The following is a 23,114-nucleotide window of genomic DNA, read 5'->3' as shown; positions in this document are numbered from 1 at the left end:
TTGCCGTATGCAGTTGGCGAAAGACAGTAAGCGTGCGATCAAGCTTGCGAAGCGTGTCCTCAAGGGACGCAAAGCGCTCTTTGAATTGCGCAAGCTCTTGGAAGCGCGCGGGCCATTGCCAGTCGGGAAATACCGTGTTGGTGTGTATTTCGCCGACAGCGACGTGAATATTTATCAGATGCGCCAGTGGTATGCGCCGCTCGCAGAACTGTCGAAGACCTGGCCTGTTGTCGTGCTGGCGCGCAACACCGCCGGCGCTCGCCAGCTTATGGCTGAGAGCGGTTTGGACGTTGCCTTCGTTCCCAAGGTAACGAGCATCGAGGAGTTCATTGCAGAAGAACCGCTCGACGTCATTCTCTATGTGAACCAGAACACCCGTAACTTCCAGATGATGCGCTACGGATCGCGCTGGCATGTGTTCGTGAATCACGGCGAGAGCGACAAGATGTACATGACGAGCAACCAGTACAAAACGTATGATTACGCGTTTGTTGCTGGTCAGGCTGCTCGTGCACGACTGTCGGCAGCGCTCTGGGACTACGACGTCGCGTCACGCACGATTGAAATTGGGCGTCCCCAGGCGGATCATCTCGCAGGGGATCCGCCCTTCCCGGATGATGGCCGCACGGTCGTGCTGTACTCACCAACGTGGGAGGGGGATCGCCCTGCGGCTTGCTATGGTTCGGTTGCTTCCCACGGTGAGGAGCTCGTGCGCGAGCTCCTTGCGACGGGTCGCCACCGCGTGGTCTATCGGCCACATCCACGAAGTGGCGTGGTCGATGACGAATTCGGGGCGGCCAATGATCGAATTATCGCGATGATCGCTGAGGCCAATGCGGCGGAGCCAACTGCGCATCACGTTTATGACACCGAGCCGACCCTTGGCTGGCAGCTGCGAGTGCCTGATATTGCGATCTGTGACATCTCGGCGATGGTCTACGACAGGCTTGCGACAGGCAAGCCCCTCATGGTGACGCGTCCGATCGCTGAAGAGGCGACCGTTGATGAAGGCGGCTATCTCAGTGTCTGCGAATGGCTTGACGCTTCGTCAACGGGGTCAATCGTTGAGGTTCTTGACCGGGTGATTACCGATGATGCAGCGCGTGAACGACTAGGTGTTTGGTCAGAACGCTACTTTGGAGATACCACGCAGGGTGCGCCAACAAAGCGATTCCACGATGCAATATCAATGCTTCTTGAGCGTGCGGACGTAATGCATCAGCAGGCCGGTACGAGACCAGTCCCGTCATCAGAATCAACGACTGACGTCATCGAAAAGTAACGTGACTGCGTCTCATCCTGTGAGTCGCCTGACTTCGGCACTGATCGTTTGGTAGGTTATTAACGTGCAGCACGAACCCTCTTCTGCGACCGGCGACGGCGCGTCTGAATCAGACGTGTCCGCAATCGGCGCCAGCGAATCTGACGTGAATTTGACCCCCGCGCCTCGTGTGCGACCGAGTCGAACAACGGCAGCGCAGACTGAGACTCCTGAGCGCCCTGCTCCGGAGTCGGCAGTTGTGACGGCAGAAGCTGATGCTGCGACGGCCACTCCTCATGCGGCTCCGCGAACTGGGCGCATCGAAGTTCCCACGCCCTCGGTTGTTCGCGCACGTGAACGCGGTCGCATTGCAGCGCAGAATCCTGTGGTTCTGCGTACCGAGATGCTCACGAAGATTTATGGCTCGGTCGTCGCTGCTGGCGAAGTCTCGATTGAGGTGCATGCGGGTTCGTTCACAGGTTTTGTTGGGCCGAACGGCGCTGGTAAGACCACGACCCTTTCGATGATCAGTGGTTTGCTGCGCCCATCTTCTGGTCGTGTCACCGTGGGTGATGTTGACGTTTGGGCAGACGGCCCTGCCGCAAAGCGTCTGATCGGTACGCTGCCTGATCGACTTCGCCTGTTTGACCGTCTCACCGGTGCTCAGCTGCTTTACTATTGCGGTGTTTTGCACGGCGTTCCTGAGGCTGACGTTGCCAAGCGCGGCGCAGAACTCGCGAAGGCTTTTGGTCTTGATTCGGCGCTTACCCGCTTGGTATCTGACTACTCAGCAGGTATGCAGAAGAAGATCGCCCTTGCGTGCTCGATGATTCATGCGCCAGAGGTGCTTGTGCTCGACGAGCCGTTCGAAGCGATCGACCCTGTGTCAGCTGCGAACCTCACAGAGATTCTTGAAAAGTACGTTGCCGGTGGCGGCAGCGTGGTGATGTCGAGCCACAGCTTGGACTTGATTCAGCGCGTCTGTGATCACGTCGCCATTATCGTTGACGGTTCAGTCATCGCACAGGGAACCGTTGATGAGGTTCGCGATGGTTTGAGTCTTGAAGAGCGATTCCGTGCACTCACTGGTGAGCGCGAAGATGAGAAGGGGCTCGAGTGGCTGCAAGGCTCTTCCGACTTCGAGTAGCACTGCTTGGCGGACTGTTCCGCGGTACTGGAGGGCACGTCGTAAGCGCCGTCCTTCGTCTGGTGCTTGGCTTCGCTGGTGCGGTGCTGCTCGCGCTGCTCCCCGTGTTGCTGATTGACGACATTGTCATTCGCGACACGATCGACGTACTCATCGGTTCACTACTTCTCGCTGGTGTGCTCGTTGTCCCGTTCTTCGATTCGCGCCGCATGATGGATGTACGTCAGTTCACCGTCTATCCGGTGAAAGCAGGTTCGCTTGCCTGGGGCATGCTGCTCTCTGGCATCGCCACATGGCCGTTCTTCATCTTCCTTGCGTGGCTGGTGACGCTGCTGTGTACGCGTCCGCTGTGGAGCGTAGGGCCAGTGTGGGCGCTCCCCACTGCTGGTGTGCTCATTGCGCTCTTCGCTCTCGTCAGCGCTCGATTGGCCGCTGGCCTTTCTCAGCTCTGGGTGAGTTCGCGCATCGCTGGCACAGTTCGACTTATCGGCGTAGTGCTGCTCATCGCGCTCATTCCTGTGCTCGCGTTCGCATTTGCAACGGTGTTCAGGCCAGAAGACGAGAAGCTGCTCGAAGGTGCAGCACATGTGCTCGGCTGGACCCCATTCGGCGCAGGCTTCACCGCCGGCTCAATGTTCGGTACGGGTATGTCCGTTGACGCGTTGACGCGTCTGGCGGTGCTTCTCGCTGCAACGTTGCTCGTCGGTGTGCTCTGGTTTGTTGTGGCTCGCGCGACTCATACTTCGCTCGAGGCGCCGATTGATGTACTGAGCGCGCGTCGAGGACTCGGCTGGTTTGAGCGGTTCTCTGCACGACCTGCCTCAGTGGTCGCTGCACGTCAGCTGACGTACTGGGCACGTGATCCGCGCTATCGTGTTGCTCTCGCTGCGATCCCGATTGCGCCGATTGTGATGTTGCTCGCGTTCTGGGTCGCAGGTGCAGACCTCCGCCTGCTCGCGGTGATCCCGCTTCCCGTGCTGATGCTGCTCTTTGGCTGGTCGCTGCATAATGACGTAGCGATGGATTCGACCGCTATTTGGGAACACGTTGCGAGTGGTGTGGATGGCCGGGCTGATCGTTGGGGTCGACTGGCACCTGTGCTCATGTTTGGTGTTCCGATTGCGGTCATTGGTTCGAGCCTCACGTCGACCATTATTGGCGATTGGCGTGTTCTTCCCGCGTTGATCGGCATGAACCTTGGCGTGCTGTGGGTATCAAGCGGTGTTTCTAGCGTTTTCTCCGCGCTGATGCCGTATCCAGCTACGCGCCCAGGCGAAAGCCCGTTTGCGCAACCTCAGTGGTCCGGTTCCGGTTCTGGTACTGCTCAGACGTTGTCGATGGTTGCTGCTGCGGTACTCTCGCTCGTTCCGGTTGTGGTCTCTGGATACGCTATTGCGGTCCCGGAACTTGGCTGGAATATTCTCGCACTTGTTGTTGGCGTCGCGTTTGGTCTGTTGATCCTCGCGGTCGGCGTGCTGCTCGGTGGCGTGGTGTTCAACCGTCGTGGGCCCGAGCTCATCGCGGCAACACAGATGTTCGACTAACGCTTGATGCGCGTTAGAATGCTCGCTATGGGAATCTTTACGCGACGCGAATCCGAGCCCGCAGGCGGGGTCGACGTACTCGACCGTGAGCTTGAGAAACTTCTTGAAGACTCACAGATCGAGGATGGCGACCACGAGCGATTTTCGCACTATGTGCCGAAGGACAAGATTCTCGAGTCGGCAGTGACAGGTAAGCCTGTTCGCGCACTCTGCGGGAAGAAGTGGACGCCATCACGCGACCCTGAGAAGTTCCCGGTTTGCCCGGACTGCAAAAAGGTGTACGAGAAGATGCGCAAATAGTTCGCGCACCTTCTCGCTGAGACCCCGCTCTTTTACCGGTATTCGGTAGGGATAGCGGGGTCTCCTCGTGTCAGGCTCATAGCAACGAGGGGGAGTTCTGCAACGCTTGTGACGTGGCGTTCACGTGCAAGCGCAATACCTTCGCGGCCGGTGTGCCCGGGTTCGACGACGCCGTCGACCATCAAAGGAACAAGGATGTCGCGCCCAGGTGCTGTACTTCCGTTGTGCGTGCCGTGCTGCTCTGCAGGGTCACTGCTCGCATGAATGAGCTCTGCGCTTGCATGGCCCTTCGCATCGAATGAGCGTCGGACTGACTTCCGACCGCCGACGGTTGCCTTGTCAGCGCTCTTCTTTGCGACTGATACCCATTCACCATCGCTGCCCTGTCGCGAGACGAGCTTGTAGACCATCCCCATTGTTGGGGTGCCAGATCCAACAACGACTGAGGTACCAACGCCAAAGGAATCTACGGGCGAGTGTGCCAGTGCAGCGACGGTGTGCTCATCCAGGTCATTGGTGACTGTGATTTTTGTTTGGGTTGCGCCGAGACTGTCGAGCAGGTTGCGAACGCGTGCAACGACCACGGGAAGGTCACCGGAGTCGATACGCACTGCGCCGAGGTTGGTGCCAGCAACGTCGATTGCGGTGCGCACACCCTGTTCGATGTCGTAAGTATCGACGAGGAGCGTCGTGTCTACGCCGAACGCAGCGATCTGCGCTTCGAATGCTTCGCGTTCGCTGTCGTGTAGGAGCGTGAAGCTGTGTGCCGCGGTTCCCATCGTCGGGATACCGTACGTGCGGCCCGCTTCAAGATTTGAGGTCGCTCCAAAGCCAGCGATGTAAGCGGCTCGGGCGGCGGCGACGGCGCTGTATTCACCGGTACGACGTGAACCCATCTCTGCGAGCGGCTTACCGAGCGCTGCGTTGGTCATGCGTGAGGCTGCTGTGGCTACTGCCGAGTCGGCATTGAGGATAGAGAGTGCGAGCGTTTCGAGTACTACGCCCTCAGCAAAGGAGGATTCGACGGTCAGAAGAGGCGAGCCAGGGAAGAATACCTCACCCTCGGGGTAGCCCCAGATGTCGCCGCTGAAACGGTAATTTGCGAGCCAGTGAAGTGTTTCATCGCTCGCGATGTTCTCTTGGCGCAGGAACTCAAGCTCATCGTCGTTGAAGCGGAACTGTTCGATTGCCTCGAGCAACCGTCCGACGCCAGCGACGACGCCGTATCGACGGGCGCCTGAAAGCCGTCGCGCGAAGAGTTCGAAGACGCTCTGGCGGTGTGCGGTGCCATTGCGAAGCGCCGCATCAACCATCGTGAGTTCGTAATGATCGGTGAAGAAAGCGGTGGACCGTGCTGTGGTGTTCACTCGGTCAGCTTAGCTAATGATCACCGGAAATCTCGCGACTGAACTGCGGGTGGGGCCGCGAGCGGTTCAAAAGTTTCCGCGATGACGTTTTCTACGCCCTCCGGTGAGCGTTCAAGACGTCCACGCACGATGAGTGCGGGCGCGGATCGAGCTACGAGTCTGTGACGCTCCCACAGCTTCGGCCAGACCACGATATTGACGGTGCCGCTCTCGTCTTCAAGCGTAAGGAATGTGACACCACTGGCTGTACCTGGCCGTTGTCGGTGTGTGACGATCCCCGCCACCTCTACAACGCTGCCGGAATGCACAGCGCGTGTCCGGTCTGAGCGTACGATGCGGCGCTCGTCGAGTTGTGTTCTGAGCAGGCTGAGAGGATGCTTGTCTGCAACTACGCCGGTGCTCCACAGATCAAGCGCGGACTGTTCCGCTGGTGTGAGCAGCGGAAGCAGCGGTGGCTGCACGGTTGTAGCGATGCCGGGCAGATAGTGTTCCCGGTTCTCAGCGCTCGGGCCCGCAGACCAGAGTGCTTCCCGGCGCTCGAGTCCAATACCACTGCACGCACCTGCTGACGCAAGCGCTTCAAGCTGGTCTTTGCTGAGATCAGCCCTGCGCGCGAGATCTGCCATATCGAGGAAAGGATCGCGAGCGCGCGCGGTGACGATACGCTCCGCAGTTGCGTGTTCGATGCCGCGGATCTCAGTCAGGCCGAGTCTCACGATGAATGCGCCATCCCGGCGGTGTTGACCGCCATGGTCGGGTGCGGCTGGGTCGAATGGAGTCATCGGTGGTTGCTCAAACTCCGTGCACGCGTGGAGACCTGTCGCAGTAGGACGTGAACTGGTGTCGTCAGGATGCGCGTTTGAGGTACGTGGGGTGGTGACTGAATTGATTTCTGAAAACTGCACATCCGGTGGGAGCACCTCGACGCCGTGCCTGCGGGCGTCTTCAACAAGAGATCTTGATGAGTAGAACCCCATCGGTTGCGATTGGAGAAGACCAGCAAGGAAAGCCGCGGGATAGTGCAGCTTCAACCACGCGCTCACATAGACCAGCAGTGCGAAACTGATCGAATGGCTTTCGGCGAAGCCGAAGCTGGAGAACGCCTCGATCTGGGCGTAGATGCGTTCTGCTTCGTCTCCGACGATTCCGTGCTCAGACATGCCCGCAAAGAGCTTTGCTTTGAGCCTGTCGATACGTTCTTTGCCCCGCTTCGAGCCCATTGCTCGCCTCAGCTGATCCGCGTCTTCGCCCGTGAAGTTACCGACGGCCATCGCCATCTGCATGAGCTGTTCCTGGAAAAGAGGAATGCCAAGGGTGCGCCGCAGTACCGGTTCAAGTATTGGGTGTGGATAGGTGATGGGTTCTGCCCCAGAACGTCTGCGGAGATACGGGTGTACTGATCCGCCTTGAACGGGGCCTGGGCGGATCAAAGCAATCTCGATCACTAGGTCAGTGAATTTGCGTGGTCTGAGCCGCGGCAGTGTGTTGAGCTGCGCACGGCTTTCCAGCTGGAATACCCCAACAGCGTCACCGCGGCAGAGCATGTCGTACACCCCGGCTTCTTCGCGCGGGATTGTCTCGATGCTCCAGTGTTCGCCTAGGCCGTCAGAGATCATGCGGAATGACTTGCGGATTGCACTCAGCATGCCCAACCCGAGAAGGTCGAACTTGACGAGCCCCATCGAAGCGCAGTCGTCCTTGTCCCATTGCAAGACCGTACGCCGGTCCATGCGGGCGTGCTCGATTGGGCAGACTTCGCCGACAGGACGGTCAGTCAGCACCATCCCGCCGGAATGAATGCCGAGATGCCGCGGGGCGGTCAGCATCATTTCGGCAAGCTTCGTAACTGGGGCAGGAAGCGCGGTGTTCTCTCTCACATTGCCGCCGCGTTCGAGCTGTTTCGTCCAAGCGGTCTGCTGGGCGCTGCTATACCCGAGTGCACGTGCGGCGTCACGCACCGCAGCCTTCGGGCGGTAGGTGATGACATTCGCAACCTGGGCTGCGTTGAGCCGGCCGTACTTTTCATACACGTACTGAATGACTTCTTCTCGCCTCTCTGAATCGAAGTCAACATCGATATCTGGCTCCTCGTCGCGCATGCTGGACAGGAATCGTTCAAACGGGAGGTCATAGTAGATCGAGTCGACCGCGGTGATCTCAAGGACGTAACACACGGCAGAGTTTGCGGCTGATCCGCGCCCCTGGCAGAGGATCCCGAGGCTGCGGGCATGCTGCACGATGTCGTGCACGATGAGGAAGTAGCCGGGGAAGTCCTTTGCCTCGATGACTGATAGCTCCCGTTCGATACGAGCACGTTTCGCGTCGTCTAAGGCTGCGCCGTAACGCTTTTCGGCACCGCGCCAGGTCAATTCACGCAGCCATCCCATCTGGGTCTGTCCTGCTGGGAGGGCTAGTCGTGGCAAGCGTGGTTTTGCCTTTGCAAGCGGAAACGCGAGCTCGTGTGCAAGAGGAGCGGTGCGTAAGACCGCGTCAGCGTGGCGTGCGAAGCGGTTGAGCATCCATGCGCCGCTGCGCAGTCGTGCTGCCCCATTCGCCGGAAGGTAGGGATCCATTTCTGCGAGGCTTCTGCGTGCGCGCACTGCGGCAACGGCTTCCGCGAGTGGGGCCTCCTGCAGGGTTGCATAGTGCACGTTACCGGTTGCCAGCGTGGGGAGGCCCGCTCTTTTGGCGAGCGCAGCGAGCTGGTCGATGCGCGCGTCGTCTCCAGGGCGGCCGTGATGCGTGAGCTCGACGTACACCTGATCGCGGCCGAATAACGAGGTGAGCCGATCGAGCTCGGCACGAGCCGCGTCTTCGCCGTCTGACCGGTTGGTCGCGGTGTTGAGGGCTTGCTGGAGCGCGCCCTTGCGGCACCCGGTGAGAATCACCCATTCATTATTTGCAGTTGCTGCAAGCTCCTCGAGATCGTAGAGTGGCCGGCCTTTGGCGCCACCAGCAAGCTGGGCGTGGGTGATTGCGCTTGCCAGGCGGTGATAGCCCTCCTTGCCGTTTGCGAGTGCGAGGAGATGTGTTCCTGCGGGATCGATTGAGCCAAGCTGTGGGGCATCTAAACCAATGGTGAGCTCTGCACCGTACACGGTGCGCACTTCTGGGTATGCGGTTGCTTCCTCTGCAAAGCGAGCGGCGCCGTAGAGGCCGTCATGGTCGGTAATAGCGATGCCGTCGAGTGCGAGTGCTGCAGCGGTGCGGATTAGTTGCTGTGGCGATGAAGCGCCGTCGAGGAAGCTGTAGTGCGAATGTGCGTGCAACTCGGCGTAGGGCACATGGTCGATTGGTTTATGCCGTGCTGCCGCATCGGATGCTGATTGCGATGACTGATGATCGGCACGCTCTGGTCGTGTGCCAGAGTGCTCGGAAAGGTCAGCGGGGGAGTTGAGCGTCTGAGCCGCGTGGGCGCCCGCGTCCGGACGCCCGGAAAGCCTGCGTTCAAGCTCAGCCCAGGTGATTTTGGGGTTGTTCCAGCCAGCCATCAGTCGTACTTGCCCTCTGCAAACCATGAGCGGTGTGACGTGACGAGCAGCCAAGCGCTGCCATCAATGAGCTCGATCTGCAAACGGTGCCGTGCTGGCCTGCCTTCCCACCACCGCTCACGTAACGGCCAAGGCAGCGACCAATGTGCTACCTGGACGGCAGGGTGCGTGCCCGTCTCAAACCCGACAGGATCAGCTGAGAGTAGATCGTCTGGTGTAACAACGACCGGAGTGCCGTCGGCCCCCATGAGTTGGACGGGTGGCGGCGGATCAAACACGAGTGAGGGGTGCGGTGGGACCAGCGAGCCAGGCCAAGGCGCGGCGGCACTGCTTCGGGAGTCACCGGCCTGAACGGTGCCCCACGGTGTGAAATTCTGACGTTCACTCGCCAGGCGTCCGCCGGTGATGGCATATGTGCCGATGCCATCCTGGCCAAGCAGCTGTTGTACGCGACTGAACTGGTGGTGCACGCGTTCGTCGGCCCCGGTGCTCCACAGTCCCGGTTCATGAGCAGCTGCAGCGTCAGTACGCACCGGGAAAACAACGATGCGGGCGACTCCAGCGCCTGTACGCTCAGCTGCCCGTGGCATTTGTTCGCTCTGCCACCGGATCCGGGTGAGGAGATCGGCTGCAGAGAAATGTTGTGGGTGCCCCCACACTCGTTCATGTAGCACCCCGATGTCATCCACCAAGGTGATGCGTAGCTCAGTGCACACGAGGTTCGCTTGCGACAGTTGGCTAATGTACATGTCTGCGAGTGTGCTGCTGGCAAAGGCGAGCTGATCAGCAGTATCAACCGGTGGTTCAAATTCTTGCGAAACCTCGAATGTTTGCGAGGGTGCGTGAGCCTGGATGTTGCCGTGTTGAGTGGTTTCGAGGCCAAGCGCACGTTGGTGTGCGAGCACTCCGCTCGGGCCAAACCGTGCACGCACAGCGCTCTCGGGAAGCGCTGCGTATGCGCCAATGGTGTGGATGCCTAGGCCGTGCAACGTGGTTGCAAAGCGAGGGGCGTCCCCAATTGCGAGTTGAACGGGGAGAGGTGCAAGAAAAGCTCGGGAACCACCCGGCTCGAGAATGCGGATGCTCTCTTCAGCAACGGTGAGTAGCGGGTTTTTGGAGGTCGACCGGGCAGCTTGTTCGGCTGCGAAGCGGCCATCGGCAATGCCTACGCGGGCTTCGACGTAGCCGAGGCTCTGTGCGAACTCGCGAAGTTCCCGAGCCGCGGCGCATTCGCTGCCGTAGTAGCGCGCTGGGCCACGCGCGTGCATGACCGCGAGGCCGGGACGTTCTTGCTCGATATGAGGCACGAGTTCTGCAAATGAGCTGAGGAGCGTTGCAAAATGTTCCTCAGCCATTGTGGGATGGACCGGTTCGACTGTGAGTTCGGGGCAGCGGAGGCGTGCCTCTTGTTCGCGCAACCCGATCCGCACACCGCGTTCGCGTGCAGCTGGTGTGCACGCCACGATCGTTCGCTGAGTGACTAACGCGAGTGGCGGAAGCGGATCAACCAGATCGAGGCCGAACGTTGATAGGTGTGCGTAAATCGACCAATCTGGAAACCACAGCGCGATGCACCGTTGTGGGTGAGAGCCAGCGTTCATCTGGTGGCCACTAATCGCACGGCGGAACGTTGAGGGGCGAGTTTGCCAGCAACAAAACGGAGCGTGTGGGTGCGGGGACCGCGGTGGTCGTTGCTGCGGACTGTGAGCTCGCGGTCGCGGAGCGCGCCACGCCCCGTATCGAGGCCGAACCATCGTGAATTGGTGACTTGGATCTCGGCGTCAGTGCGACGCCAATCACCCAAGACGATGAGCGTGGAGCCCTGCTCACGTAATCGGGCCGCGATGCGCTCAGCCTCGTGCGGCGCGACACCTGTAGGAAATCGAGCGATGAGTGCGGTGACCGTGCCGCTCAGCATGTCGGCTACTGCGGTAGCGCGAGAACCGGGGTTTGGTACTAATACACAACGATCGAGGGCAATGCCTGCTTCGGCGGCCGCCTCGGCGCTGAGTTCTGGGCAACCGATGATGCCGCACCAAGCCCCACTTTGGGACACAGGAGCGAGGAAGGAAAGTGCAAGCTGCCAGGAGCCTGTGACTGAATAAATTCCACCTTCACGAAGCGAGCCACCAGGGAGAAGCGGGGAGAGCTCAGGTGCAGTTGGCAACGTGCGCTCCTGCAAGCGCAGCGGCTGCATGGCGCTGATGCGCTGCTGCAACTCAAGGACTGTCGCCGGAGAATTCATGAAGCAATATTCGAACATATGTTCGAATAAGTCAATCTGTCGGCGCGCCCCCAAGAAGGCGCGTAGGATGGGGGCGATGAATGAGGAAGAGCTGGATGATTACGAGCGCGAAGCTGAGCTGTCGTTGTTTCGTGAGTACCGCGATATCGCAAGCCAGTTTCGCTACGTAGTAGAAACGGAACGTCGTTTCTACCTGGCGAACGATGTTGAGCTGAAGCGTCAGGATGCGGGTAATGATTTTTACTTCGAACTGAACATGAGTGATGTGTGGGTGTGGGACGTGTACCGCGCCAACCGCTTTGTGAAGTCGGTGCGTGTGTTGACGTTTAAGGACGTCAACGTTGAAGAAATGTCAGCTCATGAACTCAAGCTTCCTGAGGATCTTTCGCTCGATAGCTGAGTTGCTCACAGCAACCGCTGTGAGAAGTTTTCCCACAATAGCCGCTTCCGAGGCGGCTATTGTGCTTTTCTCGGCACCTGGTGCGACACACTTGCCGCATGTATCGTGCGAAACTCTTTCTTTCTCTCGTGTGCTTGGGTGCTGCTCTGTCGTACATTCTTGCCCTTCCTGCCGCGAACCAGATGCTTGCGAGCGGTGCGCGTGAAGAGAGGTGGCTCCCACCGGTGGGGTCACCTCTGCAGGTATCTGGGGCTTATCGCGCACCGCCTGGACCGTATGCATCCGGGCATCGCGGCATCGATCTGCCAGCGGCCCCAGGTGCTCAGGTTGTGGCTCCTGCTGGTGGCACCGTCACTTTTGCGGGCACTGTGGTTGATCGTCCGCTGGTGACCATTCGCGTTGATGCCAGCACGCTCCTCTCGCTTGAACCAGTTCGATCTGAATTAGCAGTCGGTGACAAAGTGATGCGAGGGCAAATGATCGGTTCGATGAGCAGCGGTGGTCACTGTTACGAGGAGTGCGTGCACGTGGGGGTGCGCAGCGATGGCGTGTATGTGAACCCGCTGCAGTTCTTCTTCTCGCGGCCCGTTTTGTTGCCAATCATGGGCTAGTGGATCGTCCCATTGGCTTGACTGGTTCGGTGTGCATCATGCGCGCGGGTGAGCCTGACGGTAGCTCTCTGCGAGACGCTCTTTCGAGACGTGCGTATACACCTGAGTGCTTGCAAGGCTTGAATGTCCAAGGTATTCCTGCACAACGCGTAGGTCAGCGCCACCATCAAGTAAATGAGTTGCCGCGGTATGTCGCAGAGTGTGCGGTCCGCGGGGTCCGCTGCCAGGCTCTTGTTTGAGTTCTTTCGCAACCAGACGATACGCGGCCGAGGTCGTGAAAGCGCCTCCGCGGTTTCCGAGAAAGAGGGTGACCGGTTCTGGGGCCGAGAGCTGATCCGCCTGCCGTGCCCGTGCACGTGCGAGCAGGATCGGCCGTGCCTCACTGAGATAGCGATCGAGCGCCTTCGCAGCGGATCTACCAAGCGGGACAATACGTTCTTTGTTCCCCTTGCCGAGGACTCGAACGGTACGCTCTAGCGCGACATAACCGCTGACCGTGAGCGAGCAAAGCTCGGAAACTCTGAGCGCAGAAGCGTAGAGCAACTCAAGTGCTGCATGGTCCCGAAGTTTTACGGGGTCTCCTGAGGCAGCATGCTCGGCAGCCCGTGTGAGTACGCGATCGGCTTGGTCTGTGGTGAGTACTCGGGGGAGCGCCTGTGGCGACTTCGGCGCGCGCAACCGCGAGGCGGGGCTTCCGGGAACGTACTCTCGGGTTTCGAGCCAGGCGCCAAAGGATTTGAGCGTTGCCACATTACGAGACAGCGTGGCAGGCGAGAGCCCGCTCTGCTGTCGCTCCCAGAGCCAGTCCCGCAGGAGATCAAGCGTGAGTTCAGTGACGGTCAAGACCTGTCGCTGTTCGGTGAACGCTGAGAGCAGCTCGAGGTCCCTGCGGTACGCGGTCACCGTGTGGTCTGAATAGCCATACTCGTGTCGCACGGTGGTGAGGAAGTTCTCGACTGCGTCACGGATGTTCATGGTTCCATTGTGCACCGTTGCGTTGATCCACGTCCCAGAGTGGTCAGCTGAGGATGAGGCTGAGGCTTGGGACAACAATGCTTGTGGTGACCGCCATGGAGAATGTGAAAGCGATAACCGGGTGGAAGTCTGATGGAAGTACCGCCTCGACGAGTCGTGAGATGAACGGGCCGATGAGGGCACCTGCGAGCGCGCCGAGGACGATCGCTGGTACACCGCCACCAAACACCAGCACACAGGCTGGAGCGACAGAAACCACTGGAATGTAGGTGGGAACGTAGCCACCACCGCGCAGCCCTTTGCGCCACACAACTACGCCGATCGCGGCGGTGAGTCCCTGCGCGACAATGATCTGTGGAATGAGGCTTACTAACTCGGCGGGCCCGATCATGACTGTCACAGCGAGACCTACCAGCATGCCGATTGAGGCAAGTTCAGTTGCCCAGAACTGTGCCTCCGAAAAGTCTGCGATGACACGACGCATCGTCCAAGTGGCGTCTTTCCACAATGTCGGAGGACCGGAGGTCGTCGTGACCGGTGCGATGTCTTGTGCGGGTGCCGCTGTGGGAGCGGGGAGATGCATCCACGGGAGAAACCGTGCGATGAAGCAAGAAATGGCGGTGCCAAGTGCCATTGCCATGGTGTTTGCGGCAACGCCAGGGAGGCCGAGCGGCTCAGTGACATACACAATGAGTGGAATTGACAGTGGTGTCGCAATTCCCGCACCCAAGATTGCGCCGGTGAAGAGCGTCTTCCAGCCTGCGCCGTAGATGAGCACGATGGCTGCGGGAACACAGACAAACGGGATGAATGTTGACTGCCAGGTGTCATCGATTCGCCATCCAAATGCCAGGTTTGAGAGAACCAAGCTGAGGGAGGCGGATCCAAGAATCCACGGCCACAACCCTGATCCGTATGACACTGGGATCCCAGCCCACGCGCGACCACGTTTCCATGCCCACCAGGCAAGTGCTGCACCGAGGAAGAGTCCGATTGAGGCAATCGGGGACTTGTAAAACTGTGGCGAGGTGATGTCGCTGATTGTCCAGCTGGCCCACTCCGCGAATCCTGTCGGGCGTGGTGAAGCTTCAACACCTGAACCGACGGTGGGGCTAGCGAAAATACCGGTGAGGGCGTTCAGCGCGAACGCGACGCCGATCAGAAGCCCGACAATAATGATTGCGCCGAGGATCATTCCTGGAACGCGGAGTTCTGTCGAAGCGCTGCGAGCAGCTGATGGTTGCGATGCTGTGGTGTGTGAGGTCATGAATCGTCCTAAGAACCTTGCCCCGGCGAAGGGTAATGAGCTTGCCTCTTCGTTGAGGTTTGCTGAAGGAACGATTCGCAGGTGCTAGAGCGGTGAATGCAGATCTACCTACGAACGCTAATACGGAACGCGCGCGTAGACAACGATGTTCTTCGAAGAAAGAGCAGAACGGACCCGGTTGAGAATTGCCGTGTCGCGCGCAATATCTACAGTTTGCATGCCGTGATTCGTCTCGTCTTGGCGTGCATCAGGTGTAAGCAAAGACGGTGAGACCAGGTCGGCTACCCGCGCTTCAGGAGCCGCCAGTTTTCTCCCTCAGCAGCGTCGCGTTCAACGAACCCGAGAAGCTCAAGCTCTGCGAGAAACTGTCGTACCTCGTGCAACGCGACTCCTGATAGTTGAGCCGCGTCGACTGAGCTACGACTGCCTGTGAGAGGGAGCGCGTCGAGTATGCGGCGATGCATGGATAGTTGTCGTGCGCTTGAACCTGCGAAGGCGCTCGCCGCAGCGTCACTGATCCCGAGAAACTCATGAAGTTCTGAGGCGGTTGAGATGAGCTCTGCGTTGTACTCGCGGATGAGTTTGTGGCAGCCTGCAGAGGCCTCGCTCGTGACGGGGCCAGGTACGGCGGCCAGCGGACGTCCGAGTTCTGCTGCGTGCGCGGCAGTGTTGAGCGACCCTGACCGTGTACCCGCTTCAGTAACAAGCGTCGCTTGAGAGAGCGCCGCAATCAGCCGGTTTCGTTGCAGAAAGCGCCACCGGGTAGGGGCAGTGCCAGGTGGTACTTCTGAGCAGACAGCTCCGTGTTGAGAAATTCTCATCAGCAAATCATCGTGACCCGCAGGGTATGGACGGTCAAGACCACCCGCGAGGACTGCAACGGTCGGACTTTGCGCGTAGAGCGCAGCTCTGTGCGCCGCGGCATCGACGCCGTATGCGGCACCAGAAAGGATGACTGTCCCTTTGCGGGCGACAGACTCGACAAGTTCCCCTGTGACCTCTCGGCCATAGTTTGTACATGCTCGAGCACCCACAACTGCGAGGCCGCCAGCTGTGCAGGCGGAGATATCTCCCTTGATCCACAATAGGCAAGGTGCTGCATATTCGAGCTCGGAGAGACTGCTTGGCCAGTTGGTATGGTCCGGCGTGGTGAGATCGAATCCGAGCGCAGCAGCACTGCGCAGATCTTCGAGAGTCTTGGCTCGATCTAGTCGCAGCCGCCAACGTTGAAATGCTGCGTTGAGGCGAGCCGCGGTGAGCAACGCAAAGCCATCGTTGGAATTTCCGTGCGCAGTAACCGCTTCAAGCACAGTTTTTGCTGTAGCGCCCTGTGCGACAAGGTCAAACCCGAGCTCCGGCCCAAGCGCAGCGATGAGGCACCCAGCGACCTGATCGCCGGGCTCGCATAACCTCGCCCAAATGACTCGTGAGAGCAGGGTTGTCGCGAGGTGCGGATCGAGATCTGCGCCCTGTGCTTCAGCGAGCGCTTGTCGCAGTTCGGTGTCGTGTGCGAAGAAAGCAGATTGGGCTGTCAAGTGAAAGCTCCGTTTCGAAGTGTGAGTGCCTGGGATATTTCTGCCCGGCTGGGGCGCGGGCTGCCTGCGAGGTCGCTTATTGTCCAGGCAAGACGGAGAACTCGGTCATAGCCGCGCATGGTGAGTGAGCCACGGCGAAGTGCTTCGTCGAGCACGAGGGTTTCGGTCGTGGATAGTCGAGACGCGAGGCCACGAAGCCAGCTGCCTGGTGCGTCAGCGTTCACATGCCATGAAGTGTCGCGGAACCGATGTGCTGCCCGCTCACGTGCCATTGCTACTTGCTCTCGAAGGACTTCACTGCTGCGAGAGACGAGTGGAGCAGATGGCCTTTCGACGGCAGTAACCCGTCGTACTGCCAATTGCAGGTCAACTCGATCTGACAGTGGGCCAGAGAGTTTTCGAAGGTAGCGGCGCCGTGTCTGCGGACTGCACTCGCATGACAAGGCAGTCTCAGGAGAACCCGCCTTGCCACAGGGGCAAGGGTTGGCAGCCAGTATGAGCTGAGCACGTGCAGGCAGAACCGTGCGTATCTGCGCGCGGTGAATCTCGACCACGCCAGATTCAAGAGGCTGGCGAAGTGCCTCAAGTGCATCCTTTTTGAACTCGGGTGCCTCATCAAGAAACAGCACACCGTGACAGGCCCGGGTGATGGCGCCGATTCTCGGAACAGATGATTGACCGCCGCCGACGAGCGCGGAGCTTGACGCTGTGTGATGTGGACTCTCAAAAGGAGGGCGTGTGATCAGCGAGGAAAGCGCATCACTTCCGAGTGAAGCGATGCTGCTCGCCGTGAGTGATTCATGCTCGGTGAGGTCGGGGAGGAGCGACGGGAGTCGTGTGGCAAGGAGCGTCTTCCCCGCACCGGGAGGGCCAACCATAGCGATGTGATGTCTGCCTGCGGCGGCAACAACGAGCGCATCAATGGCGTCATCTTGTCCCACTACTTCTCCCATGTCTGGCAAATACTGGGGTGAAATGGCAAGACCATTCGCTGCAGAGTGCTCCACCGGAGCTGGGGCTGCAAGATGTGCTGATGTGTCACCCTGATGCCAAGAGGCCGCATGCCGAAGATCGGGGATAGCTACGACCTCGATGTCAGGCACCAGGCGCGCTTCGTGAAAACACACCGCAGGCACCATGACTCTGTGAAACCCCAAGCTGCGAGCTGCGAGCACCGCGCTTAGAAGCCCGTTGGGACGCCGAAGCGTTCCATCGAGACCGAGTTCGCCGAAGTGCGCAGTGTTTTCAAGCTGTGAACTTGGCAGGTGCCCTGAGGCTGAAAGCACAGAGAGGGCGATAGCGAGATCAAATCCCGTGCCGTGCTTGGGCATTGCCGCAGGCGAGAGATTCACGGTGATGAATCTGCTGGACAGGGAAAGCCCTGATTGCGCGGCTGCGGTCCTCACACGAAGTTTTGCCTCCGTAAGGGCGGTGTCTGGCAGCCCAATGATCGCCATTCCAGGGAGTTGTTGGGTGAGAGCGGCTTCAACAAAAACAGCGTGTCCGGTGAGTCCGGTGAGCGAGATCGTCGCTGTACGACATACCTTGGTCATTGAATACCGCGCAAATGATCAATTCTGGGCGCCTCACCATCGCGGAGGGTGATTCCAATAGCGTCGATTCGTAGGCGGGGGTAGGGGATTTGCTGCGACCGAACCCATTCGAGAAGTAGCCGTTTGAGCCTGGCGCACTTTCGTGCGGTTATTGATTCGAGTGGGTGCCCATGGCTGAGGCTGCGTCGAGTCTTCACTTCCACGGCGACGAGTGTTCCCGACTTGGTGACTATGAGATCAAGCTCGCCCTGTCGGGTGCGCCAATTCTGTGCAAGCAAGGCGTAGCCCTGTCGCACGAGAAAAGCCGCAGCAAGTGTCTCGCCACGCGCACCGATCTCACGCGGTGTGAGATGCCGATCTTCTTCTTTCATAGCTGACCTCCTTCGTCCAGTGTGCGGAAAACATCCAGATCAAACATGGGAGAGCCGCTCATTGTGAACAACACCGTGCTGGGGTGAGAAAACTCTCAAAGGGAGCAACGCAGCCACGGCGAAGTTGAGTCGCAAAAAGTGGTAAGCTAGACGGGCATCTCGGAAGAGGTGACTTCGCGTGCCCACTTCAGTGAGTGACACCAACGGTCTATGCGTCATGTATTTGGCGTGTGGTGGTTGAACTCACGGGCACCAGGCTTCGATCGCACCGCGATCGTTGAAAACCGCATCTGCGCGTTTTTCGCGCACTTATTTCAAGGAGACGACCATGGCAGTCGTTACCATGCGCCAGCTGCTCGACAGCGGCGTTCACTTCGGTCACCAGACCCGTCGTTGGAACCCGAAGATGAAGCGCTTCATTTTCACCGAGCGCTCGGGTATCTACATCATCGACCTGCAGCAGACCCTCGGTTACATCGACTCTGCATACGACTTCGTGAAGAACACCGTCGCACGCGGCGGTTCGATTCTCTTCGTCGGCACCAAGAAGCAGGCTCAGGAAGCGATTGCTGAGCAGTCGACTCGCGTGAACCAGCCTTACGTGAACCAGCGCTGGCTCGGTGGCCTCCTCACCAACTTCCAGACCGTTACCGGTCGCCTGGAGCGCATGAAGGAGCTCGAGCAGCTCGACTTCGAGGGCACTACCTCGGGCTTCACCAAGAAGGAGCTCCTCCTCAAGAAGCGTGAGCTCGAGAAGCTTCAGAAGACCCTCGGTGGTATCCGTCACATGACGAAGACCCCGTCGGCGATCTGGGTTGTTGACACCAAGAAGGAGCACCTCGCAATCGACGAGGCGAAGAAGCTTGGTATCCCCGTCATCGCAATCCTCGACACGAACTGCGATCCCGACGAGGTCACCTACCCGATCCCGGGTAACGACGACGCAATCCGTTCGGTTGCACTGCTTACCCGTGTCATCGCTGACGCTGCTGCTGAGGGCCTCATGGAGCGCCACCAGAAGCCTGCTGAGGGTGCAGCTGCTGCTGAGCCCCTCGCTGAGTGGGAAGTTGAGCTCCTCAATGCTGACAAGCCTGCAGAGGCTGCAGCTGAGGCAGCTGCTCCCGCAGCTGAGTAATTACCTCTGATCTTCCCTCCGTTCATTTCTTGAACGTAGGATTCAGACAATAAACATTGGAACCCGCGGGGCGCTGAGAAGCACCCCGCGGGTTCCCATAGACATGAAGGAGTCACACATGGCTGCAGTAACCATGGCCGCTGTGAAGGAACTGCGCGAGCGCCTTGGCGCCGGCATGATGGACAGCAAGAACGCACTCGTTGAGGCAGATGGCGACATCGAGAAGGCAATTGAGATCCTTCGCCTCAAGGGCATCAAGGGTGTTGCAAAGCGTGAAGGCCGCGAGGCTACCGAGGGACTCGTCGCAGTGCGCGAGACCGAGGGCGCAGCAACCATGATCGAGCTCGTTTGCGAGACCGACTTCGTTGCAAAGAACGAAAAGTTCGTTGCTCTCAGCGAAAAGGTTCTCGACGCAATCGCAGCAGCGGGTGCAGCTGACGCAGAAGCTGGCCTTGCAGCAGCTCTCGACGGCAAGACCGTTGCAGACGTCATCACCGATGAGTCGGCGATCATTGGCGAGCGCATCGTTCTCCGTAAGGTCGTTCGCGTCGAGGCTCCCTCGACCTCGGTATACCTCCACCGCACCTCGAAGGATCTGCCCCCGCAGATCGGCGTTGTTGTTGGCTACGAGGGCGAGTCGGCAGAGGCTGCAGACGCAGCGCTCAGCATTGCACGTCACATCTCGTTCGCTGATCCGCTGTACGTGAACCGCGATGAGGTTCCCGCTGCAGACGTTGACAAGGAGCGCGAGATCGTTACCGAGATCTCTCGTAACGAGGGCAAGCCTGAGGCTGCTCTTCCGAAGATCGTTGAAGGCCGTCTGAACGCGTTCTTCAAGCAGGTTGTTCTCACCGAGCAGGTTCACGCACTCGACGCTGACAAGCGCGACGTGAAAGCTGTTGCTGAGGCAGCTGGCATCAAGATTGTTGGCTTTGCACGTAGCAAGGTCGGCGCGTAAGTTGCTTCATAAGGCCCGAGGGTAGTTTTTCTACCCTCGGGCCTTGTGCTGCCAGTCACCGACTATCATTACTTCCAGAACCCACCGAGAAAGCGAGTCCTTCTTCATGACTTCACTCACCCCTCGTAAGCGCCGCGTACTGCTGAAGCTCTCTGGAGAAGCGTTCGGTGGTGGCACCCTCGGAGTGAACCCGGACGTTATCAGCGAGATCGCACGCGAGATTGCAGCGGCAATGGACTCCGCAGAAGTTGCCGTCGTTGTTGGCGGCGGTAACTTCTTCCGTGGCGCAGAACTCTCACAGCGGGGCATGGACCGTGCGCGTGCTGACTACATGGGCATGCTCGGCACGGTCATGAACGCACTCGCTCTGCAGGACTTCCTTGAGCAGGCTGGTGTCGACAGTCGTGTGCAGTCGGCAATCACCATGACGCAGGTTGCTGAAACCTACATTCCACTTCGTGCAATCCGCCATATGGAAAAGGGACGCGTAGTGATCTTCGGCGCAGGCGCCGGACTCCCATACTTCTCAACGGACACGGTGGCAGCTCAGCGAGCGCTCGAAATCCACGCTGACGAGGTTCTTGTCGCGAAGAACGGTGTTGATGGCGTCTACACCGCAGATCCCAATAAGGATCCAAACGCCACCCTTATCGAAGAAATCACTTACAACGATGCGCTGGTGAAGGGCCTGAAGGTCGTTGACTCGACTTCATTTAGCCTGTGCATGGATAACGGAATGCCGATGCGAGTATTTGGCATGGAACCCGCTGGAAATGTCACTGCCGCCATCCGTGGCGAGAAGCTTGGCACCCGGGTCCACCAGTAAGCTTAGAAACGTTTACCGTTTAAGAAGGAGATCATCGTGATCGAAGAGGTATTCGCTGACGCGAAGGATCGTATGTCCCGCGCGGTTGAGGCCGCCAAGGAAAGCTTCGCGACGGTTCGCACCGGCCGCGCAAACCCGGCTCTGCTGCAGAACCTGCAGGTCGACTACTACGGCACCCCTACGCCGCTTCCGCAGCTCGCTTCGGTAGCAAACCAGGATGCACGTAGCCTCATCATCACCCCTTACGACAAGGGTGCGATGAAGGGGATCGAAGAAGCGATCCGCAACATGCACAACCTCGGCGCAAACCCGACGAACGACGGCACCGTCATCCGCGTGACACTGCCTGAGCTGACCGCTGAGCGTCGCAAGGAATTCGTGAAGATCGTCAAGACCCGTTCGGAAGACGCCCGAGTCGGAATCCGAAACGTGCGTCGCAGTGCGAAGGATGAACTCGAGGCGCTCAAGAGCGAGGTTGGCGAGGACGACGTTGCACGCGCCGAGAAGGAGCTCGAGGCTCTGACGAAGCAGTTCATCGATCAGATCGATGATGCGTTCAAGCGTAAAGAAGCAGAACTGCTGGAGGTCTAACCTCAAATGTCGGTGGATGGTGAGCAGCACGAAGGTCGTCATGACCTTCAGGAGCTTCGCGCTCAACTGAAGGCCACGAGTGAGCGTGTCGAAGAAAAGGCAGGCCGCAATCTCTTTCTAGCGATTGGCTCTGGCCTGGTCTTTGGCGCGATCTTCTTGGGAAGTCTCTTCTGGATGAAGCCGGCTTTCGCGATTCTCGTCGCTGCGATCGTTGCAACTGCACTCGTTGAGTTGGCTGCGGCGTTCCGCACCGCGGGACGTCGTGTCCCGCGGGTCGGTGTCGCACTCGGCGGGCTGCTCATCGTCGCCGCAACATATTTCTGGGGCGCCCAGGGGATGCTGCTGGGGCTCTTCGCAGCTTCAGCGCTGCTGATTGTTTGGCGTCTCATCGAAGGATTAATGCCGAAGTGGGAAGTTCCACCGCGCACCCTCATCCGTGATGTTTTTTCCGGCCTCTTTACCCTCGTGTATGTTGCGTTCTTCGGCTCTTTCGCGATTCTGCTGAATGAATTGGACAACGGCGAGTGGTGGGTCTTCACGCTTGTGCTCGTTGTGGTGTCTGTAGACATTGGCGCATACGCTGCCGGTGTGACGCTCGGCAAGCATAAGATGACGCCGCGGATCAGCCCAAACAAGACTTGGGAAGGCTTCATTGGTGCCGCACTCGTTGCGATGACTACTGGTGTGCTTTCCGCAGTATTTTTCCTGGACGAGCCGTGGTGGGTCGGAATTCTTCTCGGCCTCCTTGTCCTCTTGACTGCTACCGGTGGTGACCTCACTGAGTCACTCATTAAGCGTGACCTTGGCGTGAAGGACATGAGTTCATGGATTCCTGGTCACGGTGGCTTCCTTGACCGGCTTGACTCTTTGCTTCCGTCGGCGGTAGCCGTGTACGGTGTTGCGCTCGTGATTGGGGTTATTTCGTGAGTGATGGATTCTCGCAATCGGGAGTGCAAGATCCAAATGTCTTCCCGAAGGCCGGCGATAAGCGTCTTGGATACAAGCCTGTTGACGTGGATGCATTCGTAGAACGTGCGCGTGAAACGTACGTCGGGAGCGCTGACGCATCGTCTGCTGTGACGGCAAACGAGGTGCGTGACGCATCGTTTCCGATCGTCAAAGGCGGCTACTCAGTGCGGCATGTAGATGCAGCGTTGGATCGCTTGGAAGACGTGTTCTACGAACGTGAACGGCGTGCAGAGATGCGCGAATTTGGTGAGAAGGAATGGTGGGACGAAACCCGCGCACTTCTCTCAGATGTACGTGGCCGTATCGGGCGTCCAGCTGGCAAGCGTCTTCGGCGCCGAGGCGTTTTTGCGACCGGGTACCGTCGCTCACAGGTCGATGCCTTCCTTGACAGCGTCGGGGAAATGTTCAGCAGACGCGAAATCTCGATGACTCCATCTGATGTCCGAGAGACCGTGTTCCATAGCGAATGGCGGGGATATGACGAGGATCAGGTCGATGCTCTGCTCGACGCCATCGTTGAGCTGATTCTGGCTACTCGCTGATCGCAGCCTGAGAGCTTCTTGGAGCT

General features: G+C 59.1%; 21 protein-coding genes. 12 read left to right on the top strand and 9 right to left on the bottom strand.

Translation table 11 applies throughout. The annotated features are described in order from the left end of the window. Positions 1 to 7 precede the first annotated feature (7 nt). The 4 genes from FW756_RS08355 to FW756_RS08340 all read left to right on the top strand — a co-directional run bounded on the left by FW756_RS08355 (position 8) and on the right by FW756_RS08340 (position 4,252). Positions 8 to 1,282 carry a CDP-glycerol glycerophosphotransferase family protein gene (locus FW756_RS08355; RefSeq protein ID WP_446429711.1) on the top strand — a complete coding sequence of 425 codons (1,275 nt, stop codon included), beginning with the start codon at positions 8 to 10 and terminating at the stop codon, positions 1,280 to 1,282. A 64-nt stretch (positions 1,283 to 1,346) separates the two neighbouring features. After that, complete coding sequence (locus tag FW756_RS08350; protein WP_446429710.1) at positions 1,347 to 2,408, top strand: ABC transporter ATP-binding protein; 1,062 nt, start codon at positions 1,347 to 1,349, stop codon at positions 2,406 to 2,408. Beyond that, entirely contained in the window at positions 2,378 to 3,952 is a 1,575-nt protein-coding gene (locus FW756_RS08345; protein ID WP_446429709.1) for a hypothetical protein, read from the top strand. The genes FW756_RS08350 and FW756_RS08345 overlap by 31 nt, the downstream gene beginning before the upstream one ends. Positions 3,953 to 3,979: 27 nt before the next feature. Then, a complete protein-coding gene (locus FW756_RS08340; RefSeq protein WP_446429708.1) occupies positions 3,980 to 4,252 on the top strand; it encodes a DUF3039 domain-containing protein in 273 nt (90 codons plus the stop codon). A gap of 32 nt (positions 4,253 to 4,284) precedes the next feature. Here FW756_RS08340 and FW756_RS08335 read toward each other — a convergent pair whose 3' ends face one another. The 4 genes from FW756_RS08335 to FW756_RS08320 all read right to left on the bottom strand — a co-directional run bounded on the left by FW756_RS08335 (position 4,285) and on the right by FW756_RS08320 (position 11,355). Then, positions 4,285 to 5,565 (bottom strand): nicotinate phosphoribosyltransferase, encoded by a 1,281-nt coding sequence (locus tag FW756_RS08335; RefSeq protein ID WP_446430029.1) that lies wholly within the window; start codon positions 5,563 to 5,565, stop codon positions 4,285 to 4,287. Positions 5,566 to 5,639: 74 nt separating this feature from the next. Next, positions 5,640 to 9,110: an error-prone DNA polymerase gene (locus tag FW756_RS08330; RefSeq protein WP_446429707.1), complete on the bottom strand. Its 3,471-nt coding sequence runs from the start codon at positions 9,108 to 9,110 to the stop codon at positions 5,640 to 5,642. Further along, positions 9,110 to 10,711: a DNA polymerase Y family protein gene (locus FW756_RS08325; protein WP_446429706.1), complete on the bottom strand. Its 1,602-nt coding sequence runs from the start codon at positions 10,709 to 10,711 to the stop codon at positions 9,110 to 9,112. The genes FW756_RS08330 and FW756_RS08325 overlap by 1 nt, the downstream gene beginning before the upstream one ends. Further along, positions 10,708 to 11,355, bottom strand: coding sequence for a hypothetical protein (locus tag FW756_RS08320; RefSeq protein ID WP_446429705.1), 648 nt, complete (start codon positions 11,353 to 11,355; stop codon positions 10,708 to 10,710). The genes FW756_RS08325 and FW756_RS08320 overlap by 4 nt, the downstream gene beginning before the upstream one ends. 76 nt (positions 11,356 to 11,431) lie before the next feature. On the opposite strand from FW756_RS08320, the gene FW756_RS08315 reads away from it, so the two are divergent. Then, entirely contained in the window at positions 11,432 to 11,755 is a 324-nt protein-coding gene (locus tag FW756_RS08315) for a DUF2469 domain-containing protein (protein ID WP_446429704.1), read from the top strand. Between the two features lie 98 nt (positions 11,756 to 11,853). After that, a complete protein-coding gene (locus FW756_RS08310; protein WP_446429703.1) occupies positions 11,854 to 12,366 on the top strand; it encodes a M23 family metallopeptidase in 513 nt (170 codons plus the stop codon). Between the two features lie 36 nt (positions 12,367 to 12,402). Here the strand turns inward: FW756_RS08310 and FW756_RS08305 are convergent, their stop codons facing one another. The 5 genes from FW756_RS08305 to FW756_RS08285 form a co-directional block, all read right to left on the bottom strand. Beyond that, a complete protein-coding gene (locus FW756_RS08305; protein ID WP_446429702.1) occupies positions 12,403 to 13,341 on the bottom strand; it encodes a tyrosine recombinase XerC in 939 nt (312 codons plus the stop codon). Between the two features lie 43 nt (positions 13,342 to 13,384). Continuing rightward, complete coding sequence (locus tag FW756_RS08300) at positions 13,385 to 14,608, bottom strand: hypothetical protein (RefSeq protein ID WP_446429701.1); 1,224 nt, start codon at positions 14,606 to 14,608, stop codon at positions 13,385 to 13,387. 281 nt (positions 14,609 to 14,889) lie between these two features. After that, positions 14,890 to 16,143 carry a DNA-processing protein DprA gene (gene dprA, locus FW756_RS08295; RefSeq protein ID WP_446429700.1) on the bottom strand — a complete coding sequence of 418 codons (1,254 nt, stop codon included), beginning with the start codon at positions 16,141 to 16,143 and terminating at the stop codon, positions 14,890 to 14,892. After that, positions 16,140 to 17,696 carry a YifB family Mg chelatase-like AAA ATPase gene (locus FW756_RS08290; RefSeq protein WP_446429699.1) on the bottom strand — a complete coding sequence of 519 codons (1,557 nt, stop codon included), beginning with the start codon at positions 17,694 to 17,696 and terminating at the stop codon, positions 16,140 to 16,142. Before FW756_RS08290 ends, dprA begins: the two co-directional genes overlap by 4 nt. Beyond that, a complete protein-coding gene (locus FW756_RS08285; protein WP_446429698.1) occupies positions 17,693 to 18,067 on the bottom strand; it encodes a YraN family protein in 375 nt (124 codons plus the stop codon). The genes FW756_RS08290 and FW756_RS08285 overlap by 4 nt, the downstream gene beginning before the upstream one ends. A 328-nt stretch (positions 18,068 to 18,395) precedes the next feature. On the opposite strand from FW756_RS08285, the gene rpsB reads away from it, so the two are divergent. The 6 genes from rpsB (at position 18,396) to FW756_RS08255 (ending at position 23,088) form a co-directional block, all read left to right on the top strand. Next, complete coding sequence (gene rpsB, locus FW756_RS08280; RefSeq protein ID WP_446429697.1) at positions 18,396 to 19,202, top strand: 30S ribosomal protein S2; 807 nt, start codon at positions 18,396 to 18,398, stop codon at positions 19,200 to 19,202. A 118-nt stretch (positions 19,203 to 19,320) separates the two neighbouring features. Continuing rightward, entirely contained in the window at positions 19,321 to 20,160 is an 840-nt protein-coding gene (gene tsf / locus FW756_RS08275) for a translation elongation factor Ts (RefSeq protein WP_446429696.1), read from the top strand. 106 nt (positions 20,161 to 20,266) lie between these two features. Further along, positions 20,267 to 20,986, top strand: a complete 720-nt coding sequence (pyrH, locus tag FW756_RS08270) for a UMP kinase (RefSeq protein WP_446429695.1) — start codon at positions 20,267 to 20,269, stop codon at positions 20,984 to 20,986. 36 nt (positions 20,987 to 21,022) lie between these two features. Beyond that, positions 21,023 to 21,577, top strand: a complete 555-nt coding sequence (frr, locus tag FW756_RS08265) for a ribosome recycling factor (protein WP_446429694.1) — start codon at positions 21,023 to 21,025, stop codon at positions 21,575 to 21,577. 12 nt (positions 21,578 to 21,589) lie between these two features. Continuing rightward, the gene (locus tag FW756_RS08260; protein ID WP_446429693.1) at positions 21,590 to 22,504 is read left to right on the top strand and encodes a phosphatidate cytidylyltransferase; all 915 of its coding nucleotides are present in this window, start codon (positions 21,590 to 21,592) and stop codon (positions 22,502 to 22,504) included. Then, the gene (locus FW756_RS08255; protein ID WP_446429692.1) at positions 22,501 to 23,088 is read left to right on the top strand and encodes a DivIVA domain-containing protein; all 588 of its coding nucleotides are present in this window, start codon (positions 22,501 to 22,503) and stop codon (positions 23,086 to 23,088) included. Before FW756_RS08260 ends, FW756_RS08255 begins: the two co-directional genes overlap by 4 nt. The last annotated feature ends 26 nt before the right edge of the window (positions 23,089 to 23,114 follow it).

Source organism: Leucobacter sp. 1207-22 (genome assembly GCF_052850455.1).
This window is presented reverse-complemented; position numbering and strand designations above follow the sequence as displayed.

Coding starts and splice junctions, on each gene's coding strand:
- FW756_RS08355 (WP_446429711.1), top strand. CDS start 8: ATGCAGTTGGCGAAAGACAGTAAGCGTGCGATCAAGCTTGCGAAGCGT.
- FW756_RS08340 (WP_446429708.1), top strand. CDS start 3,980: ATGGGAATCTTTACGCGACGCGAATCCGAGCCCGCAGGCGGGGTCGAC.
- FW756_RS08335 (WP_446430029.1), bottom strand. CDS start 5,565: ATGGTTGATGCGGCGCTTCGCAATGGCACCGCACACCGCCAGAGCGTC.
- FW756_RS08330 (WP_446429707.1), bottom strand. CDS start 9,110: ATGGCTGGCTGGAACAACCCCAAAATCACCTGGGCTGAGCTTGAACGC.
- FW756_RS08325 (WP_446429706.1), bottom strand. CDS start 10,711: ATGAACGCTGGCTCTCACCCACAACGGTGCATCGCGCTGTGGTTTCCA.
- FW756_RS08320 (WP_446429705.1), bottom strand. CDS start 11,355: ATGAATTCTCCGGCGACAGTCCTTGAGTTGCAGCAGCGCATCAGCGCC.
- FW756_RS08315 (WP_446429704.1), top strand. CDS start 11,432: ATGAATGAGGAAGAGCTGGATGATTACGAGCGCGAAGCTGAGCTGTCG.
- FW756_RS08310 (WP_446429703.1), top strand. CDS start 11,854: ATGTATCGTGCGAAACTCTTTCTTTCTCTCGTGTGCTTGGGTGCTGCT.
- FW756_RS08305 (WP_446429702.1), bottom strand. CDS start 13,341: ATGAACATCCGTGACGCAGTCGAGAACTTCCTCACCACCGTGCGACAC.
- FW756_RS08300 (WP_446429701.1), bottom strand. CDS start 14,608: ATGACCTCACACACCACAGCATCGCAACCATCAGCTGCTCGCAGCGCT.
- FW756_RS08290 (WP_446429699.1), bottom strand. CDS start 17,696: ATGACCAAGGTATGTCGTACAGCGACGATCTCGCTCACCGGACTCACC.
- FW756_RS08285 (WP_446429698.1), bottom strand. CDS start 18,067: ATGAAAGAAGAAGATCGGCATCTCACACCGCGTGAGATCGGTGCGCGT.
- rpsB (WP_446429697.1), top strand. CDS start 18,396: ATGGCAGTCGTTACCATGCGCCAGCTGCTCGACAGCGGCGTTCACTTC.
- tsf (WP_446429696.1), top strand. CDS start 19,321: ATGGCTGCAGTAACCATGGCCGCTGTGAAGGAACTGCGCGAGCGCCTT.
- pyrH (WP_446429695.1), top strand. CDS start 20,267: ATGACTTCACTCACCCCTCGTAAGCGCCGCGTACTGCTGAAGCTCTCT.